Origin of the sequence: Paeniglutamicibacter sp. ZC-3 (genome assembly GCF_025847175.2) — a bacterium.
Classification (GTDB): Bacteria; Actinomycetota; Actinomycetes; order Actinomycetales; family Micrococcaceae; genus Paeniglutamicibacter; species Paeniglutamicibacter sulfureus.
Genome location: NZ_JAOYTG010000008.1, coordinates 69,016 through 88,219 on the forward strand (window position 1 = coordinate 69,016; position 19,204 = coordinate 88,219).

Here is a 19,204-nt window from a genome sequence, read left to right on the forward strand (position 1 = left end):
GGGAACTCCTTCCCACGCGAGGAAGCCCGCGTGCCGATTCGATCCGTCTGCTCACCGTAGCACCGGAATACACCCCGCCGAAAGGGGCTGCTCAAAAGCGTTTTCATTAGGTACGATGGTGCGATCCGTGCCCCGCCCCGGGGCACCGGGACGGGCTCCTTAACCCGCATGTCGAGCCCCGGTTGGCCACCGGTTGCTACAGCCCCAGGATGCTGGTGGCGACCAGGAAGTAGATGACCAGCCCCGCGGCATCGACGAATGTGGAGATGAACGGGTTGGAGAAGACCGCCGGATCCGCGCGCACGGCCTTGCCCAGCAACGGCATCAACCCACCGATGCTTGCGGCCATGGTGCACACCCCCAGCAGCGTGAGTCCGATGACCAGGCCAAGGGGGATGGTGAATGCCAGCGCCGCGATCGCGAAGCCAAGGGTCCCCAGCAGCAGTCCGAGCAGCGCGCCCACCCGAACCTCGCGGGCGAACACCTTGAACACGTCCCGCGGCCGCACGTCCCCCAGCGCCAGGGCGCGGGTGATCGTGGTCGCGGCCTGGTTTCCGGTGTTCCCGCCGGTCCCGATGAGCAGCGGGATGAACAGCGAGAGCACCACCTGCGCCTCCAGCGTCGCCTCGAAGGCGCCGATGACCTTGACCGTCAGGGTGGCACCGAGGGCCAGGACCAGCAACCACACCACGCGGGCCCGCACGATCGAGCGCACCGGGGTTGCCAGGTAGGGGCGGCGCAGCGGCTCGGTGCCGCCGGACCGGGCAGCGTCCTCGCTTTCGGCCTCCTCAAGAATGCGTAGCGCGTCGTCCACCGTCAGGATCCCCACGAGGCGTTCCTCGTCGTCCACGACCGGCAGCACCAGGACCTTCGCGTCGGCGCAGTACCTGGCGGCCTCCTCGGCATCGAGCGATGCAGTCACGGAAATCGGCGTCTTCATGATCTCCTCGATCCGTGCCCCGGGCTCGGCACGCAGCACGTCGCGCAGCGACACGACGCCCACCAAGCGGCGGCCCGCATCGGTGACGGGGATGGTGTAGACGCTCTCGGCGTCATCGAGCCGGCCACGCACCCTGGCCAGGGTCTCCCCCGCGCTGTTCCCCGGACGGGTGGTCACGAATTCCGGGCTCATGCAGCGTCCCACCGCACCCTGCGGGTAGCCCAGCACCGTGCCGGTCAGCGCACGTTCCTTCTCGTTCAGGCCCAGGATGAGCCGGTTCGCGACGGCTGCCGGCAGCTCGTCGACCAGTGCCACGCGGTCATCGGGGCTGAGCGCGGCGAAGACCTCGGCAACGTCTTGTTCCTGTAGGCCGGCGACCAGGTCGGCCTGCAGCGAGGCATCGAGGCGCTCGAAGACCTCCAGGGCGCGGCCCTTGGGAAGCGTGCGGTAGGCAAGCGCCCGCTCAATGGTGCCCAGGCGCTCGATCTGCTCAAGGGTTTCGCTGGTTCCCAGGGGAAGGAACACCCGTGATGTCGCGGCGATGTCGCCTTCGGCCAGGGCCGTGGCCAGGTGCTCCGAGTTGGTCTCGAACGAGCTGGTGGGGGTCTTGATCATTCTCCGGTTCCCTCCGGTGAAAACACACGCATGCATCGCACCGGTTGGTCCCGGCGGCGTGTGTCGGCAGTGGGTGTTGTGGGCTTGGGCTGTGAGTTTCACAGCGGCCGCGCAGCACCTGCTGCGTCCTGGAAGCCATCCCCCCCATGGACGTGGAGCCATGACCCGAAATGCGGGCCGGTTCCCGGCTCGGTGTTTGCTACCGGGCGGGGAAGGGGAGGGTCATGGCTGGGTGGTGGGGGATTCCGGGGCACAGAGGTGTCGCTCGCGCGGCGTGCTAGATCGACTAGGTCCGTCTTCCATGCGTGCGGTCACCTCCATCCGTGTTGGGGCCGGGATTTCCCCGGGCAGGCACCGCCGTTGCGCGTGGCCGCTCCGGGTCCGGGCGTCCTTCCCATGGTAGGCCACGGTCCCGAGGAAGGGCCAATGCGCAGCAGTGTCCCGCCGCGCGGGACCTCAGCCCCGAGGCGTGGCGCGGGTGGGAACCCAGTACCGCCGGGTGGGTCCGTCGGAGGCCTCGATGACGTTCTCCAGCTCTCCCCCGTTGGCCTCTATGGTGCGGGCCGATCCGGTGTTGTCGTCACGGCAGGTGACCAGTGCCGATTCGATGTTGTGCTGCGCCAACTGTGCCAGCGAGAGGCGCAGGATCCTGGTGGCGTGGCCGCGCCTGCGGTGCCCCGGGCGGACCGCATAACCGATGTGCCCGCCGACGGCGAGCAGGTTCTCGTTGAGTTCGAACCTGATGCAGGTCCGGCCCACCAGCGTGCCCTCGGAGAAGGCGCCCCAGAGCGCGGAGCGGACCCATCCCGGGGGCAGGCCCAGGCCTTCTTCGTGGGCCGCCAGCTGCTCGAGGTAGGAATCGAATCCCCGGCGGGCCGAATACCCCAGCAGGAAGTCGAAGTCGTCGGCGTCCAGCTCGGCGCGCGCGTCCAGGGCGGCTTCGGCATCGGCGGCGGTGAAGGGTCGGATCTCAAGCATGCTTCGAAGGCTACCAGTCGGAAACCTTCCCTCCTGCATCGGAAGCACGAACGGCCCGGCGCCTGCGCTGCCCCGAAAAATCCGGGACCGCGGCAGGTACCGGGCCGTTGCTGTGGGACTACGCCCCTAGCACTCGATCACGTTCACGGCCAGGCCGCCCATGGCGGTTTCCTTGTACTTGTCGCTCATGTCCTTGCCGGTTTCCCGCATGGTGATGATGACCTCGTCCAGGGTGACGTGGTGCTGGCCGTCGCCCATCAGCGCCATCTTGGCGGCGTTGATGGCCTTGGAAGCGGCGATGGCGTTGCGTTCGATGCACGGGATCTGCACCAGGCCGCCGATCGGGTCGCAGGTCAGTCCAAGGTTGTGCTCCATGGCGATTTCCGCTGCGTTTTCCACTTGGTCAACGGTGCCGCCCAGGATCTCGGCCAGGCCGCCGGCTGCCATCGAGGAGGCCGAACCGACCTCGCCCTGGCAACCGACCTCCGCGCCGGAGATCGAGGCCTGCTCCTTGTAGAGCACGCCGATGGCCGCTGCGGTGAGCATGAAGCGGACGATCACGTCCTCGCGCTCTTCCTGGTTCCAGTACTGGGCACCGGGTGCATAGTGGGTCGCGTAGAACATCACCGCGGGGATGATGCCGGCAGCACCGTTGGTCGGGGCCGTGACGACCCGGCCGCCGGACGCGTTTTCCTCGTTGACGGCCAGCGCCACCAGGTTGACCCATTCCTGCCAGTACACCGGATCGCGGTCCTTGTCTTCCTTGGCCAGGCGCTTGTGCCATTCGGGGGCGCGGCGGCGAACCTTGAGCCCGCCGGGCAGCACGCCCTCGCGTTCCAGCGCGGAGTCCTTGCAATCCTCCATGACCTGCCAGATATGCAGCAGGCCTTCCCGGATTTCTTCCTTGGAGCGGTAGACCTCTTCGTTGGCGGCCATGACACCGGCAATCGACAGACCCGACGTGGCGCAGTGTTCCAACAGCTTTGCGGCGGTGGTGAAGGGGTAGGGTTGCGCGTTGAGCGCGCCCTCGAGGTTGGCTGCGAGCTTTTCCTCGGCACCCTCGCGCACGATGAAGCCGCCGCCCACCGAATAGTAGGTATCCTCGGCCAGGATGTTGCCCTCGGCATCCAAGGCCGCCATCTTCAGGCCGTTGGTGTGCCGGGGCAGGACCGTGAGCGGGTGCTGGATCATGTCCTCGACCTTGTAGTCGATTTCCTTGCCCCCTCCCAGCGCCTTGCACAATTGCAGTTTGCCGGTCGCCGCCATATCGTCGAGGCGCTCATCGACCTCGGATGGCAGGATGGCCTCGGGCTCGTAGCCTTCCAGTCCCAGCATGATCGCCGTGAAGGTTCCGTGGCCGCGGCCGGTGGCGGCCAGCGAACCGTAGACGTCGACCCGCAACGATGCGGTCTGCACGAGGATTTCCTCGCGCACCAGCTTCGCGGCAAACGCGTGCGCGGCGCGCATGGGTCCCACCGTGTGTGATGACGATGGCCCAATGCCAACGGTGAAAAGATCAAAAACACTGATAGCCATTGAACAAACTTCCTTCGTATATGCCGCTGTGGTGGTTCTCGATGATGGATGCTGCAAGCAGCAGGCGTGTGATGCGCGCCACGGCAGGAGATGCAAAAACCGCGAGCCCGGGACCGCTCTGGTCCCGGGCTCGCGATATCTTGCAAGGAGTCCGGGACTAGACCAGTTTGGCCAGATCCGGGTACAGCGGGTGGGCGTTGGCCAGGGCGTGCACGCGGTCCTTTAGTGCCGCGAGCGTTGCCTCGTTGTTCTCCTGGGTGCCGGCGATGAGGGTTTCGGCGATGATGTCCGCGACCTCCACGAAGGCGGCCTCGGAGAAGCCGCGGGTGGCCAGCGCCGGGGTGCCGATGCGCAAACCGCTGGTGACCATCGGCGGACGCGGGTCAAACGGGACCGCGTTGCGGTTCACCGTGATCTCCACCTTCGCCAACAGGTCCTCGCCCTGCTGCCCGTCCAGCTGGGAGTTCCGCAGGTCCACCAGGACCAGGTGCACGTCGGTGCCGCCGGTCAGCACGCTGATGCCCGCCGCCGCGACGTCCGGGGCGGTGAGGCGCTCGGCCAGGATCTTCGCACCGGCCAGGGTGCGTTCCTGGCGTTCGCGGAACTCCTCGGTCGCGGCGATCTTGAACGCCACGGCCTTGCCCGCGATCACGTGCTCCAGCGGGCCGCCCTGCTGGCCGGGGAACACCGCCGAGTTGACCTTCTTGGCGATGTCCGCGTCGTTGGTCAGGATGATCCCGCCGCGCGGGCCGGCCAGGGTCTTGTGCGTGGTGGAGGAGACCACATGGGCGTGCGGCACCGGGGAAGGGTGCAGCCCGGCGGCGACCAGCCCGGCGAAGTGCGCCATGTCCACGAACAGGTACGCCCCGACCTTGTCCGCGATCGCACGGAAGCGTTCGAAGTCCAGCTGCCGCGGGTAGGCGGACCAGCCGGCGACGATCATCTTCGGCTTATGCTCCAGGGCCAGGGCCTCGACCTTGTCCATGTCCACCACCAGGGTGTCCTCCTCGACCCCGTACGGGACGATGTTGTAGAGGCGGCCGGAAAAGTTGATCTTCATGCCGTGGGTCAGGTGCCCGCCGTGGGCCAGGTTCAACCCCATGATGGTGTCGCCCGGGCGGATCAGCGCGTGCATCACCGAGGCGTTGGCCTGCGCGCCGGAGTGCGGCTGCACGTTCGCGAACTCCGCGCCGAACAGCGCCTTGACCCGCTCCAGGGCCAGGGTCTCCACCACGTCGACCTCCTCGCAGCCGCCGTAGTAGCGCTTGCCCGGGTAGCCCTCGGCGTACTTGTTGGTCAGCACCGAGCCCTGCGCCTGCATCACGGCCAGGGCCGTGTGGTTCTCCGAGGCGATCATCTCCAGCCCGCGCTGCTGGCGCGCCAGCTCCGCGTCGATCCGCTCCGCGATCTCCGGATCCAGGGTCCCGATGTCCTGCGTCAGCGACGCAGGTGCAAGGGATTCGAACACTGCGGTCACGCTACGTCGCCGCCGTTTGCGGAGGCGTAGTCTGCTGCCGAGAGCAGCGGGCCCTCCTCGGAGACCTCGACGGTGAACAGCCAGCCGGCGCCGTACGGGTCTTCGTTCAGGATGGCCGGGTTGTCGATGGCATCCTGGTTGACCTCGACGATGGTGCCGGTGACCGGTGCGTACAGGTCGGAGACGGACTTGGTCGACTCGACCTCGCCGCAGGTCTCGCCGGCGGTGACAGTGTCGCCGACCTCGGGCAGGTCAACATATACGACATCGCCCAGTGCGTCCGCGGCAACCTGGGTGATGCCGACCTTGGTCGGGGTCGCGGAGTCGACCCATTCGTGCTCGGCCGAGTAACGAAGGGATGCGAGAACCTTGCTCATGGGGGTGTTTCCTCTCAAAGAATGTGGGTAAAGAAGTTAAGCCGGTTGAACGGTGGCGGGGCTCGTCGCGCCCGCCACCGACAACGTTACTTGGCTCGGGTGTAGAACGGCAGTGTGACGACTTCGAATGCCTCGGGCTTGCCACGCAGGTCAACATCGACCTTCGTGCCGACCTCGGCGAACTCCGGGGCCACGTAGGCCAGGGCCACCGGGTAGCCCAGGGTCGGCGACGGCTGGCCCGAGGTGACGGCGCCGACCTGCACGCCGTCCACGGACACCGGGTAGCCGCCGCGACCGGCGCGACGTCCCAGGCCCTTCAGGCCCACCAGGACCTTCTTGGCGCCTTCGGCCTTGATGGCCTCCAGTGCCTTGCGGCCCACGAAGTCCTCTTCCTTCTTGAAGGAAACGATCGGGCCAAGGTTGGCCTCGAACGGGTTGCCCTCAAGGGAAAGCTCGTTGCCGTACAGCGGCATGCCGGCTTCCAGGCGCAGCGAGTCGCGGCAGGCCAGACCCGCGGGGATCAGCCCGTGGTCGGTGCCGGCGGCCATCAATGCGTCCCAGAGTTCGGCCGCCTGTGCGTTCGGCACGTACAGCTCGAAGCCGTCTTCACCGGTGTAGCCGGTGCGTGCCAGCAGCACGTCGATGCCGGCAACGGTGACCTCGTCGGCAGCGTAGTAGCTCATGTCCGAGACCACTGACTTGGCTGCCTCGTCGACCAGTTCGTGCAGGATGGCCACGGCATTCGGGCCCTGCACGGCGACCAGCGAGGTCTCGGCGGACGCGTCGGTGACAACCACGTCGAAGCCCTTGGCACGCTCGGCCAGGGCAGCGGCAACCACCGGGGCGTTGCCCGCGTTGGGCACCACGAGGAACTTTTCCTCGCCGCGACGGTAGGTGATCAGGTCATCGATGATTCCGCCTGCTTCGTTGCAGATCACCGAGTACTTGGCCTTGCCGACCTTCATCACCGCCATGTTCCCGGCCAGCGCGGTGTTCAGGAACGTCGCCGCCTCGGGTCCCTCGACCCAGACCTCGCCCATGTGGGAGAGGTCAAACAGGCCGGCGGTGGCGCGCACCGCATTGTGCTCGGCCAATTCCGAACCGTACTTCAACGGCATGTCCCAGCCACCAAAGTCGGTGAAGGATGCGCCTAGTTCCGCATGCTGTGCATGCAGGGAGGTTTTCTTCGGGTCGCTCATCAAGCTACCTTTCGTGAGGCTCAAAAATGAGTGTCGGAATTAGTTTTCGAAGGCTTCCGGCGGGGGGCAGGAGCAGATCAGGTTGCGGTCGCCACCTGCTCCGTCGATGCGTCCCACGGCCGGGAAGTACTTGTCCATGCGCAGGGCATGCACCGGGAAGGCTGCCTGCTCAACGGTGTACTTGCGGTTCCAGGCGGTGTTGACCACGGCGGCCACGGTGTGCGGGGCGTTGCGCAGCGGGGATTCCTCGAGGGAGAAGTCGCCGGCGAGCACCTGCTGCATCTCGGCGTGGATCGCGATCATGGCCTCGATGAAGCGTTCGATCTCGACCAGGTCCTCGGACTCGGTCGGCTCCACCATCAGGGTGCCGGCGACCGGGAAGGACAGGGTCGGGGCGTGGAAGCCGAAGTCGATCAGGCGCTTGGCCACGTCCTCGGCGGTGACGCCGGTCTTGTTGGTCAGCTCGCGCAGGTCCAGGATGCACTCGTGTGCGACCAGGCCCTTGTTGCCGGTGAACAGGATCGGGAAGTACTCGTTCAAGCGGCTGGCAATGTAGTTCGCCGAGAGAATTGCGATCTTGGTGGCGTCGGTCAGGCCTTCGCCGCCCATCATCGCGATGTAGGCCCAAGAGATCGGCAGTACGCCGGCGGAGCCGAACATGGTGGCAACCACGGGGATGCCGTCGCGGATCGAGTAGGTGTCCGACGGGTCGCCCGGCAGGAACGGGATCAGGTGCTCGGCAACGCCGATCGGGCCCACGCCCGGTCCGCCGCCGCCGTGCGGGATGCAGAAGGTCTTGTGCAGGTTCAGGTGCGACACGTCGCCGCCGAACTTGCCCGGCTGGGCGAGGCCGACCAGGGCGTTCATGTTGGCCCCGTCGATGTAGACCTGGCCGCCGGCCGCGTGGACCTTGTCGCAGACCTCGCGCACGTCGGCGTCGTAGACGCCGTGCGTGGACGGGTAGGTGATCATGATGGCAGCAAGGGTGTCCTTGTTGGCTTCGATCTTCGCGTCCAGGTCGGCTGCGTCGATGGTGCCGTTGGCTGCGGTCTTCACCACAATGACCTTCATGCCGGCCAGCACGGCGGAGGCGGCGTTGGTGCCGTGCGCGGAGGCAGGGATCAGGCAGACGGTGCGCTGGTCATCGCCGTTGGACAGGTGGTAGCCGCGGATGGCCAGCAGGCCCGCGTATTCGCCCTGCGAACCGGCGTTGGGCTGGATGGAGACGCCCGCGTAGCCGGTGATGGTGGTCAGGCGGCCTTCGAGGTCGGTGATCAGCTCGCGCCAGCCCTCGGTCTGGTGTGCCGGGGCGTACGGGTGGATGGAGGCGAATTCCGGCCAGGAAATGGATTCCATTTCGGCGGTGGAGTTCAGCTTCATGGTGCACGATCCCAGCGGGATCATGGTGCGGTCCAGGGCCAGGTCGCGGTCCGAGAGCTTGCGCAGGTAGCGCAGCATCTGGGTTTCGGACTTGATGGTGTTGAAGATCGGGTGGCTCAGGTAGTCGCTGGTGCGCTGCAACGATGCCGGCAGCTCGTAGCCCTCTGCCTTGAAGTCCTCACCCGTGACGCCGAAGACACCGGCGATGGCCGCAACGTGTGCCGAAGTGGTGGCTTCGTCGGTGGAGATGCCCACGGTGGTGGCATCCACGCGGCGCAGGTTGATGCCGGCTTCCTCGGCCTTGGCGATGATGGCGGCCGAGTCGGCGACCTTCACCTGCACGGTGTCGAAGAAGGAGTCGGCAACCAGTTCCAGGCCGGCACCGGAGAGCACGGTGGCGATGGTGCGGGCGTGGTTGTGGACGCGCTGGGCGATGCGCTTGAGGCCAGCGGGGCCGTGGTAGACCGCGTACATCGAGGCCGTGATGGCCAGCAGCGCCTGGGCGGTGCAGATGTTGGAGGTGGCCTTCTCGCGGCGGATGTGCTGCTCGCGGGTCTGCAGCGCCAGACGGTAGGCCGGGAACCCGGCGTCGTCCTTGGACACGCCGACCAGACGGCCGGGCAGCTGGCGTTCCAGGCCGGTGCGCACTGCCAGGTATGCGGCGTGCGGGCCACCGAAGAACAGCGGGACGCCGAAGCGCTGGGTGTTGCCCACGGCGATGTCGGCACCCTGTTCGCCCGGCGCGGTGATCATGGTCAGTGCCAGGATGTCGGCGGCGATGGTGACCATCGCGCCGCGCTCCTTGGCAGCGGCGATGACGGCGGTGTGGTCAACCACGGCGCCGTTGTTGCCCGGCTGCTGCAGCACGATGCCGGAGATGTCACCCTCGGGCAGGCCCTTGGACAGGTCCGCGATCTCGACCTCGAAGCCCAGGGCTTCGGCGCGGCCCTGAACCACGGCGATGGTCTGCGGGAAGAGGTTGGCATCGAGCACGGTCTTGGCGTTGCCCTTTGCCTTGTTGCCACGGCGCATCAGCAGCACGGACTCGGCGACGGCGGAGGCTTCGTCAAGCATCGAGGCGTTGGCGATAGGCATCGCGGTCAGGTCCATGACCATGGTCTGGAAGTTGATGAGCGCCTCGAGGCGACCCTGGGAGATTTCCGGCTGGTACGGGGTGTAGGCCGTGTACCAGGCCGGGTCTTCGAGCACGTTGCGCAGGATCACCGGCGGCGTGAAGGTGTCGGAGAAACCCTGCCCGATCATCTGGGTCTTCATGACGTTCTTGTTTGCCAGCACGCGCAGGTCCGAAAGGACCTCTGCTTCGGTTCGTGGGGCCGGCAGGTCCAGGGGTTCGCTCTGGCGGATGTCGGCGGGAACGGCGGTGTCGACGATTTCGTCGATGGAAGAATAACCAAGCTGGCTCAGCATGGTGTCGATGTCGCTGCCCTGCGGGCCAATATGGCGGGCGACGAACTCAGCGGACGGGGTCACGGTCATGGGGAACTCCATTGGGTCATCGGCGTGCGTACACACCGAACGAGCTGCAAAGTTCCTCCCCGACCCTGTTGCTTGACCTGAGAGTTTCCGCGTTGCGCCGGTCCGTGAGGGCGGGGCACGCTTGCACCTTCGGTGAGCCGCACCGCCGAACGGCGGTGTTGCTACTTTCCAGAGTTGCCTCTTCGCGGCGGTACGGGGGCCTGAGAGTTTCCCGGGGAGGAATTGCTCCTACGGCGCCCGACCAACTTTCGTTGAACGGGACTCTCCCGCCGCATGTCAGTGGCTGCGCCCCCTTCGAGGCACGATCACCATCCTACCGGCGATGCGTGAGCCAGACAACACGGACATGCCTGGATGAAGCAACACGTCTTTTACGCGGGCCACTCCTGCGCGAGGGCACACATTGCACCCCGGGCGAACCCTGGCCCGGCAGTTCACGATCCTGGAGGCACCTAGAGATTGAGGAAGACGAAACCGACAAGTTGCCCACATCGACAAGGGCATGCGAGAGCAGCGGGTATCGCAGGCTCAGGGCAAGGATCCCGGCCATTGGGAACAGCCCGCGCGCCAAGTCCGACAATCCACACCCATGCCGGACGCCTGGCGCTGCGTCGAAACCACGCCCACCGCTGCCCCGCACCGGCGGCCAACGAAATCACGATGGCAATCAGCCCACAGCCGCGCCGCTCGGGCGTTCGTGTCCATGGCAACACGCGCGGCCAAATGCCCGGCAGCAATGATGAACAGCGGGGTGGCCAGCAGCATAAACCCCCGCACTCTCGTGCTTGCCCACCATCCCGACCCTCCGACGGACGCGGTTTCCGATCACGCCTTCCAGCCCCCGCTCTCAGCCATGCCTCCAACCCTTCGCATCCGGGCGCATGATCCTCAAGATTTTCACACCTCAGCAGGGCACTTCCCGCTGCATCCACGGTCCACACCCGGGCGTCGCAAACAATTTTCAACGGATTCATCCTGAAATACTTGACAGTTCAACCATTAGGGGTCTACCGTATCACTTGAAGGTTCAACAAACAGGATTTGAGGATCACATGAAGAACTTCCTCGCTCGACTCTTTGGAAAGAAGAACGACATGAACATCGACATCACCATCATCGGCACCGGCAACATGGGCCGCGCGCTTGCAACACGCTCGATCGCCGCCGGCAAGAGCCTGCAGGTCCTGGCCCGCTCCACCGAGACCGCAGCCACCTTTGCCGCCGAGCTCGGTACCGGAATCGCCAGCGGGAATACCGCCGAAGTCCCGGCTGGCCGCATCGTCGTTTTGGCCCTGCCCTTCGACGCCGCCAAGGAATACGTCGCCGCCCAGGGTTCGGCCCTGGACTCCAAGATCCTGGTCGACATCACCAACCCGGTGGACTTCGCAACCTTTGACTCGCTGACCACCCCTGCAGGAAGCTCGGCCGCCGAGGAAATCTCCGCCTTGACCTCCGCCACCGTCGTGAAGGCCTTCAACACGACCTTCGCCGGTCCGCTGACTTCCGGCTCCGCCGACGGCAAGCCGCTTGATGTCTTCGTTGCCGGCGAGGAATCCGCCCGCAGCGAGGTAGCGGCATTCGTCATCGCCGCCGGCATGCGCCCGTTGGAGGTCGGTGGCCTGCACCACGCCCGCGAGCTCGAGGGCTTCCAGCTGCTGGTCATGGCCATGCAGGTCAATCCGGCGCTGCCCGACTTCAACTGGGGAACCGCGCTGACGATCGTGGGCTAAGACCCCCGCCTGCCCAATCCGGGATATTCGAGGGGACGGAACCGCCACCGGCGGTTCCGTCCCCTCGTGCGTTGCCTCGGTTGCAGGTGTTCGGGCCTAGACGATTCCCGAGACGCCTAGCCACGAACCGATGGCGAACGTGACGGCGAGCGCCGCGGCCCCTCCGATCAGCACCCGCAGGGTGGGCCGCAGCACCGAGGCCCCGCCCAGCCGCGCGCCCGTCGCCCCGGTCACCGCAAGCGCCAGCAGCACCGCCGCAAACGTCACCGGAATCCTCAGGCCCACGGGAAGGAACACCGCCGTGGCGAAGGGCAATGCCGCACCCACCGTGAACGCGATGGCCGAGGCGATTGCGGCATTCCACGGGTTGAGCACCTCGTCCTCGTCCAGCTGCAGCTCGACATCGAGGTGTGCCTTGAGCACGTCGTGCTCGGTCAGTTCCCGGGCAACCTGCTGGGCCGTTGCGCGGCTCAGCCCCTTGGCCTCGTAGAGACCGGCGAGTTCAGCCAGTTCTTCCTCAGGCATCTCGGCCAGTTCCCGGCGCTCCTTTTCAATGAGCGCCTTCTGCGAGTCAGCCGAGCTGGATACCGAGACGTACTCTCCCAGCGCCATGGAAATGGCGCCGCCGATCGCAGCGGCGGCACCGGCAGCCACCACCGGACCCGTGGCCGTGGTGGCACCGGCGACGCCGACCACGACCGCTGCCACCGAGACGATTCCATCATTGGCGCCGAGCACCCCGGCTCGCAGCCAATTCAGCCTTTCGGCCAGGCCCTGGTCGTGGGGTTCGCCCTCATGCTGCATCTCCTGCTGGTCCATGGACACCAGCAAAGCACCAGGCCGTCGCATTGGCCAGTGGCGGGTCCTCGCATTCGGCGGGACGGGCAGGTCCTACGGCGCTGACGCCGCCTCCAGGGAGACCAAGTCGGGGTAGCGGGGGCGCAGCGAATCGCCCGAGGAAGTCCCGGTGAGCCGGCGCTTGACCCATGGTGCCAGGTATTCCCTGGCCCAGACGGCATCCTCGCGCAGCCTTTCGATGCGGGACTTGGCAGTCGGTGCCGAGAGCTCGGGCACCTCGATGTGGGCCTCGTGTTCCAGCACGCCCAGCACCTTCGCCGCCATCAGCGTGTGTCCGGCTGTGTTCATGTGCAAGCGGTCGGTGGACCAGTAGCGCCAGTCCCGGAATTCACGCCAACGCCAGTAGTCGGCAATCACGGCACCGAATTCATCTGCGATCTCGCGGACGGCCTCGTTGTAGATGGCGGTACGGCCGCGGGTCTTTTCGAAGATGGCCGAACCGCTGGAATCAAAACCGGTGAAGAGCACCACCGCGGCACCGGTGGCGGCCAGTTGCGCCACCGCATCCCGGTAGGCGACCATCAGCGAGTCGATGTCCACCGCAGGGCGCAGGATGTCGTTCCCGCCCATGTACAAGGTGACAAGCGTGGGCTTGAGTGCGAGCGCGGCAGGCAGCTGTTCGGCGACGACCTGGCCGACCTTCTTGCCTCGGATGGCCAGATTCGCATACCCCCACTGCGGGTCGGCACAGAGCTGTTCGGCCACGCGGTCGGCCCAACCGCGCACCTGGTGGGGCCGCAGCGGATCGTCATCCCCCATTCCCTCGGTGAAGGAGTCGCCCAATGCCACAAATCGTTTCGAGAATTCCACGGTTTCAGCCTAGCGGCACGCGCCGACCGACTTCGGCCCGTGCCGCGTGTCCTCGCTTCACGGGGTTGCGCCGAGCCCGGGCACAGCGGGCGCTTAGCTTGGAGGGGCACGGTGGAAGGCATGAAGACCAGACAACGCCATCCGGCACCCCACACCACCAACAGGCGGCAGTCAGCCCGCCCGATTTCCCCACCGGATGGCTTCGTGCAAGCCATGCCCGTTGCCGGAACACCGGAAGGCGGCCATTCGGCCTCGGAATCCCGTGAGGAAGAGGTCCGGTTTCATTTCGTGGCCACCCGGCAGCCGGCCGATCCGGCGCAGATCCCGTGGCTTGATGAAATCAGCGGCAGCCACGACGTCAACGAGGCATCCTCCGGGATCATCTAGGAGGCGAGCAGCACCTGGCGCGACAACACACTGAGTTGCCCGCCGCGCGAGCCGGTGCCATTGGCCTCGGCACGCGCCGGGACGTAGCCCAACGCCAGCCCGTAGGCCGGGTCCGCATAGCCCAGCGACGCGTTCGCCCCGTCGTGCCCGAAGGCCCTGGCGGAACCGAAGTCGTTGTTCGGGTGCGCCTTCATGAACCCGATGCCGAAGGCCCCGGGCATCCCATTGGCCCGGGACAGCCCGTACACCCGGTCCTGGCTCACCGCGGCAATGGTCTCGGCGGTGAGGAACGGGGCGTGCTCGTCCCCGGATTCATCCACGAACCCCGTGGTGGCCGCGGCGTAGAGCCTGGCCAGGCCGCGGGCGTTGCCCACCCCGCCGAGAGCGGCCAAGCCGGCCTCGCGGATGGTTCGTTCGTTCGGCACATCGATGATGTCGAAGCTCGGCCCCTTGGGTCCGTCGAAGCCGCCGGTCGAGTTCACCGCGAGTCCAAACGCCGAGAAGGGGTCGATGAACGGCGCCGGCTCAAGGGCGTTGTCCTTGAGCACCGGGCGGAAGCGCGGCTCCAGCTCCTCGGGCAGACCCAGGTAGAAGTCAATGTCGTGCGGGGCACGAATGCGGCGTTCGAAGATGTCCTGCAGGGACTCCTGCGCGCAGCGACGGGCAAGTTCCTCCATGAAGACGCCCATGGTCAGCGCATGGTAGGAGTGGATCCCGGGTGCGTTCCACAGCGGTGCGGCGGCGGCCATGATGCCGGCTGCCAGCCGGGAATCAACGAGTTCCTCCTGGGTGAAGCCGCCTTCAACCCCTGGCAGTCCTGCCTGGTGGCTCAGCAGCTGGGCCACGGTGATGCCCGCCTTGCCTGCCGCAGCGAACTCCGGCCAGTACACGGGCACGGGGGCTTCGAGGTCCAACAGCCCCTGCTGCACCAGCAGCGAGATGACCAGCGCGCCGGCGCCCTTGGAGCAGGAGAAAACCCCGGTCATCGTCTCGCGCGTGCAGTCCTGCCCCACGCTGGCGTCAAGCACCAGGTTTCCGGCCTGGTAGATGGCCAGTTGCGCGGAATATCCGGGGTCGGCGGCGGCGAAGGAGCCCAGCAGGTCCGCCACGGGGGCGAAGCGCTGGTCAATGACGTTGATCGTGTTCGTCTGCGTAGTCACCCGCACCACATTACCCATTACCGGGAGGTTTCCCGTTGCGGACCGTGACAATCGTGTACTCAGCTGGCCGGAGTTTCCTGCCGGTAACGCAGCAGCCAGCGTTCATCGACCTGCTGCCAGAACGATGAACAGAGGATCACTTGGTCCCCTGCCAACAGACGGTACGCCAGCTGCACCTTGTGCTGGCCCCACGGAGTGGCGGCAAGCACCTGAAGGGCACCGCCGGCCGGCAGCGCATGACCGCCGGTGAGCGCGGCGATAATGGTGGAGCGGTCCGTCAGCGAACCGTCACGGCTGATCTCCTGGAACTCCGGGTGCAGGAACGCCATGACCTCGTCCAGGTCACCTCGCACCGCAGGTGAGAGCAATTCGCTTTCCAGCTCGAAGACCATCTGCAGTTCCGCAGCGCTGCTGGCCGAGGGATCGGTGGCTCGCGGGGCGGACGGTTCGGGCACCGGGGCCACGGGCGCGGACTCTGCGGGTTCCGTGGCAGCCAAGCTGTCCGGCGTCGCCACGGGTGCCGGCACGGCGCCAAGGTCCTCCAGAACCAGCACACCGGGCGCCTCGGGTGACGCGGCCTCGGCGGGGTCGGCATTTTCCCCGGCGCCCGGCACCCCCTCAAGCCCCGGTCCGGCATTGGGTTCACGACCCGCCTGGTAGGCGGTCGCCGCGTCGCGCGCCCGCACATCGGCGGCCTCGTTGAGCTCGTGGCCGGCATGGCCCTTGACCCACTCGAAGGTGTACTTGCGGCCCTTGATGGCGGCGTCGATCTCCTGGAGCAGGTCCAGGTTCAGCACCGGCTTGCCGTCTGACTTCTTCCAGCCCTTTTTCTTCCAGCCCGGCATCCACTTGGTCACCGAGTTGATCACGTACTGCGAGTCGCACAGGATGTGCAAGTCCTCGTCGGGCAGGTGGGCGGTGGAGCGGAAGAGGTCCAGGACCGCCATGAGCTCGCCCATGTTGTTGGTGCCGTGCGCCCAGCCGCCGGCACGCCAATGGTCGTCGTCGATGTACCAGGCCCATCCTGCGGGTCCTGGGTTTCCGAGGGCTGATCCGTCTGCGGCTGCGGTGATCGTCATGGTTTCAATCCTGCCACGAGCCCACCGACGCTTTCACATCGGCCCGCTTCGGCGGGCATCGACGCGACCATGGCCATGTCAGCCGGGGCGTCGTAGGCTGGGGCGACAAGGATGGGCCCGGGCACCGCGGCACCATGCACCACCGCCAGCGACGACCGAAGTGCAGCCGCCCGCGCCGGGGATTGACCGGCACGGGGGCATTCCGTCCGTCGCCGGGTCGCCAGGGTCCCGTCCGCCACGCGAAAACTGCGGAAGGTATTGCTGCCCATGTCTGAAAACAAGGCCGTCGCCTACAAGTCGCCCGGTGTCGTCGAGGTCATCGACACCCCGTATCCCACCTTTGAGCTGCAGGCCGGCCCCGGGGTGAACGCCGCCAACGTGGGCCGCAAGGTCCCGCACGGGGTCATCTTGCGCACCGTGGCCACCAACATCTGCGGCTCGGACCAGCACATGGTCCGCGGCCGCACGACCGCTCCCCCGGGCTTGGTCCTGGGGCACGAAATCACCGGCGAGGTCATCGAGACCGGCCCGGACGTGGAATTCATCAAGGTCGGCGACATCGTCTCGGTCCCCTTTAACATCTCCTGCGGACGCTGCCGCAACTGCAAGGAGACCAAGACCGGGATCTGCCTGAACGTGAATCCGGATCGGCCCGGATCGGCCTACGGCTACGTGGACATGGGCGGCTGGGTCGGCGGCCAGGCCGAATACGTGCTGGTCCCCTACGCCGACTGGAACCTGCTCAAGTTCCCGGACCGGGACCAGGCGCTGGAGAAGATCATGGACCTGACCATGCTCTCCGACATCCTGCCCACCGGCTTCCACGGCGCGGTCACCGCCGGGGTCACCGTCGGCTCCACCGTCTACGTCGCCGGCGCCGGGCCCGTCGGGCTCGCCGCCGCCGCGTCCGCCCAGCTGCTGGGGGCCGCGGTGGTCATCGTGGGCGACATGAACGAGGACCGCCTGGCCCAGGCCCGCTCCTTCGGTTGCGAGGGCATCAACGTCGGCGCCGGGGACCCGGCGGACCAGATCGAACAGCTGCTCGGGGTGCGCGAGGTGGATTGCGGCATCGATGCCGTGGGCTTCGAGGCCCGCGGGCACGGACACGGCGCCGAGGCGCGCGAGGCCCCGGCAACGGTGCTGAACTCGCTCATGGACCTCACCGTCGCCGGAGGCTCCCTGGGCATCCCCGGGCTCTACGTCACCGGCGACCCTGGAGCCGTCGACGACGCGGCGAAAAAGGGAAGCCTCTCCCTTTCCCTGGGCACCGGCTGGGCCAAGTCCCTGTCCCTCGCCATGGGCCAGTGCCCGGTGATGAAGTACAACCGGCAGCTGATGATGGCCATCCTGCACGATCGGATCCACATCGCCAAGGCCGTCAACGCCCAGGCGATCTCCCTCGCCGACGCCCCGCGCGGCTACGCCGAATTCGATGCCGGCGCCGCCACCAAGTACGTCCTGGACCCCAACGGCTACCTCTCCAACTAGACCGCCGCGGACGCCGGCGGGCTTCCGGGACCGCCGGCGGCCGCCCGCACCGTCATCGCCTCACCCGAAGCCTATGCGGGCGGCATCGCCACACACTGAAGCACCCCGTCCCATTGAACGGGGCGCTTCACTGTGTGGGTTAGTTCCGCTCGGCCACGAACTCATCCGATGCCCCGACCGGAGCCGAGGCAGAGACGGGCGCCGCAGTGGTTCCTAGGAGCCCGGAGAGCATTCCGGCGATATCGATCTCGGTGCTGCCCTTGATCATGGCAAGCCCCTCGGTGACAATGCGATTGGCCTGCTTGACCGCATCCGAGGCGCCGTCCGAACTGATCACCGTGTAGTTGTCGATGCCAGACACGGCATCCGAGCTGGCCTTGACGATTTCCGGCAATGCGCTGATTGCAAGGAACGCCAGTGACGCCTGCGTGTGGCCGGTCAGGGCCACGGCCTTCGCATCTTCGGCCTTGGCGGTTGCCTCACCAATGGCGGCGATGGAAGCACCTTCGGCTTCGCCGCGCACGCGCACGGCGTCGGCTTCCGCCCGGGCCTTTAGCTCGATGGCCGAGGCCTCGCCCTGGGCCTGGAACACCTCGGCGTTCTTGGAGGCCTCGGCTTCAACCGTCTTTGCCGCGGCGCGTGCCTCGGCGTCGGCGATGGACGCCTTCTTGGAGCCTTCCGCCTCAATGGCCTTCGAGTTGGCGCGCGCGGTGGCACTGAAGACGTCCGCGTCGCGCTTGGCTTCTGCGTCAGTACGCATCTTGTAGGCCTGGGCGTCGGCCGGCTTGTGCACTTCGATATCCAGGCGCTCCTGCTCCACCAGGGCCTGCTCGGTCAATGCCTTGCGCTCGAGGGCGGCAACCGTGACGTCCTGCTCGGCCTTGGCAATCCCCTTGGCGGCATCGGCGATAGCTTCGGCGCGGTCCTGCTCGGCCTTAAACTCGGACTTCTTAATCGCGAGGTCACGCATCAGGGCGGCGGTGGCGCCTTCCTGCTCAATGCGTGCGGCTTCCGATTCTTGGAAGGCCTTGGAGGTGGCCACACGTGCTTCACGCTTGGCCCGTTCGAGGCCCGGCTTTCCGACTTCCTCCAGGTAGTCGATGGTCGTCGGCATGTTGTCCGGGCCGATCACCGTGCGCGAGGGGGTGCTGACCGAGGAGATGTTGAAGGCGTCGATCTGGATGCCCTGTTCGGCGAACTGGGTGACCGCCGATTCCAGGGACTGGTCCTGGAATTCCTTGCGGTTGTTGTTGGCGTCTTCCACCGACATCGCCGAAACGATGCCGCGGAGCACTCCCTCGGCAGACTTGGTCACCGAAGCGTTCAGGTCTTCCTTGGAGTGTGTCAGGAAACGCTGGACGGCCTTGCTCATGCCCTCCACCGAGTCGTCAAACTTGAAGTTCAGGCTGGCCGTCACCGAGGTGGTGATGAAGTTCTTGTCAACACCTTCCACGGCAAGTTCCACCTGGCGCTGTTCCAGGGACATCACAAACTTCTGGTGGATGATCGGCAGGAAGAGCACAATGCCCTTGGTGAAGATCTGGACTTGGCCCTTGGCGCCCTTACCGGCACGGATCACTGCCTGGTTGGGTGCGACAGTGACTAATCGTGTGGTGGCGTACCAGACGAGTGCAACAAGTACGGCGAGGATGGCGACGATGGCGACGACGGTTCCATTTGCGGCAAAACCCAT

The 19,204-nt window shown here is 66.6% G+C and carries 15 protein-coding genes and 1 riboswitch; of the genes, 3 read left to right on the plus strand and 12 right to left on the minus strand.

Going from position 1 to position 19,204, the window contains the following annotated elements:
- Positions 1 to 196: 196 nt before the first annotated feature.
- The 7 genes from mgtE to gcvP all read right to left on the minus strand — a co-directional run bounded on the left by mgtE (position 197) and on the right by gcvP (position 9,999).
- The gene (gene mgtE / locus OIU93_RS10450; protein ID WP_264270012.1) at positions 197 to 1,555 is read right to left on the minus strand and encodes a magnesium transporter; all 1,359 of its coding nucleotides are present in this window, start codon (positions 1,553 to 1,555) and stop codon (positions 197 to 199) included.
- Between the two features lie 456 nt (positions 1,556 to 2,011).
- Positions 2,012 to 2,533 (minus strand): GNAT family N-acetyltransferase, encoded by a 522-nt coding sequence (locus OIU93_RS10455; protein WP_264270013.1) that lies wholly within the window; start codon positions 2,531 to 2,533, stop codon positions 2,012 to 2,014.
- Between the two features lie 126 nt (positions 2,534 to 2,659).
- Positions 2,660 to 4,069, minus strand: a complete 1,410-nt coding sequence (locus OIU93_RS10460; RefSeq protein WP_264270014.1) for an L-serine ammonia-lyase — start codon at positions 4,067 to 4,069, stop codon at positions 2,660 to 2,662.
- Between the two features lie 157 nt (positions 4,070 to 4,226).
- Positions 4,227 to 5,546 carry a serine hydroxymethyltransferase gene (glyA, locus tag OIU93_RS10465; RefSeq protein WP_372342909.1) on the minus strand — a complete coding sequence of 440 codons (1,320 nt, stop codon included), beginning with the start codon at positions 5,544 to 5,546 and terminating at the stop codon, positions 4,227 to 4,229.
- Complete coding sequence (gene gcvH, locus OIU93_RS10470) at positions 5,543 to 5,923, minus strand: glycine cleavage system protein GcvH (protein ID WP_264270015.1); 381 nt, start codon at positions 5,921 to 5,923, stop codon at positions 5,543 to 5,545. Before gcvH ends, glyA begins: the two co-directional genes overlap by 4 nt.
- An 86-nt stretch (positions 5,924 to 6,009) precedes the next feature.
- Complete coding sequence (gene gcvT / locus OIU93_RS10475) at positions 6,010 to 7,122, minus strand: glycine cleavage system aminomethyltransferase GcvT (RefSeq protein WP_264270016.1); 1,113 nt, start codon at positions 7,120 to 7,122, stop codon at positions 6,010 to 6,012.
- Between the two features lie 39 nt (positions 7,123 to 7,161).
- Entirely contained in the window at positions 7,162 to 9,999 is a 2,838-nt protein-coding gene (gene gcvP, locus OIU93_RS10480) for an aminomethyl-transferring glycine dehydrogenase (RefSeq protein WP_264270017.1), read from the minus strand.
- Positions 10,000 to 10,177: 178 nt separating this feature from the next.
- Positions 10,178 to 10,278, minus strand: a riboswitch (glycine riboswitch).
- A 773-nt stretch (positions 10,279 to 11,051) separates the two neighbouring features.
- Between gcvP and OIU93_RS10485 the strand changes: the two genes are divergently transcribed.
- The gene (locus tag OIU93_RS10485; RefSeq protein WP_264270018.1) at positions 11,052 to 11,729 is read left to right on the plus strand and encodes an NADPH-dependent F420 reductase; all 678 of its coding nucleotides are present in this window, start codon (positions 11,052 to 11,054) and stop codon (positions 11,727 to 11,729) included.
- A 96-nt stretch (positions 11,730 to 11,825) separates the two neighbouring features.
- On the opposite strand, the gene OIU93_RS10490 is transcribed toward OIU93_RS10485, so the two are convergent.
- The gene (locus OIU93_RS10490; protein ID WP_264270019.1) at positions 11,826 to 12,548 is read right to left on the minus strand and encodes a VIT family protein; all 723 of its coding nucleotides are present in this window, start codon (positions 12,546 to 12,548) and stop codon (positions 11,826 to 11,828) included.
- A 72-nt stretch (positions 12,549 to 12,620) separates the two neighbouring features.
- Positions 12,621 to 13,397, minus strand: a complete 777-nt coding sequence (locus OIU93_RS10495; protein WP_264270020.1) for an SGNH/GDSL hydrolase family protein — start codon at positions 13,395 to 13,397, stop codon at positions 12,621 to 12,623.
- A gap of 120 nt (positions 13,398 to 13,517) precedes the next feature.
- On the opposite strand from OIU93_RS10495, the gene OIU93_RS10500 reads away from it, so the two are divergent.
- On the plus strand, positions 13,518 to 13,784 hold the full coding sequence (locus tag OIU93_RS10500) for a hypothetical protein (protein ID WP_264270021.1): 267 nt from the start codon (positions 13,518 to 13,520) through the stop codon (positions 13,782 to 13,784).
- On the opposite strand, the gene OIU93_RS10505 is transcribed toward OIU93_RS10500, so the two are convergent.
- Entirely contained in the window at positions 13,781 to 14,944 is a 1,164-nt protein-coding gene (locus OIU93_RS10505; protein WP_264270022.1) for a serine hydrolase domain-containing protein, read from the minus strand. The genes OIU93_RS10500 and OIU93_RS10505 overlap by 4 nt on opposite strands.
- A 59-nt stretch (positions 14,945 to 15,003) precedes the next feature.
- A complete protein-coding gene (locus OIU93_RS10510; RefSeq protein WP_264270023.1) occupies positions 15,004 to 16,023 on the minus strand; it encodes an RNase H family protein in 1,020 nt (339 codons plus the stop codon).
- A 267-nt stretch (positions 16,024 to 16,290) separates the two neighbouring features.
- On the opposite strand from OIU93_RS10510, the gene fdhA reads away from it, so the two are divergent.
- A complete protein-coding gene (gene fdhA / locus OIU93_RS10515; protein ID WP_264270024.1) occupies positions 16,291 to 17,511 on the plus strand; it encodes a formaldehyde dehydrogenase, glutathione-independent in 1,221 nt (406 codons plus the stop codon).
- Positions 17,512 to 17,650: 139 nt separating this feature from the next.
- On the opposite strand, the gene OIU93_RS10520 is transcribed toward fdhA, so the two are convergent.
- Positions 17,651 to 19,204, minus strand: a complete 1,554-nt coding sequence (locus OIU93_RS10520; RefSeq protein WP_264270025.1) for an SPFH domain-containing protein — start codon at positions 19,202 to 19,204, stop codon at positions 17,651 to 17,653.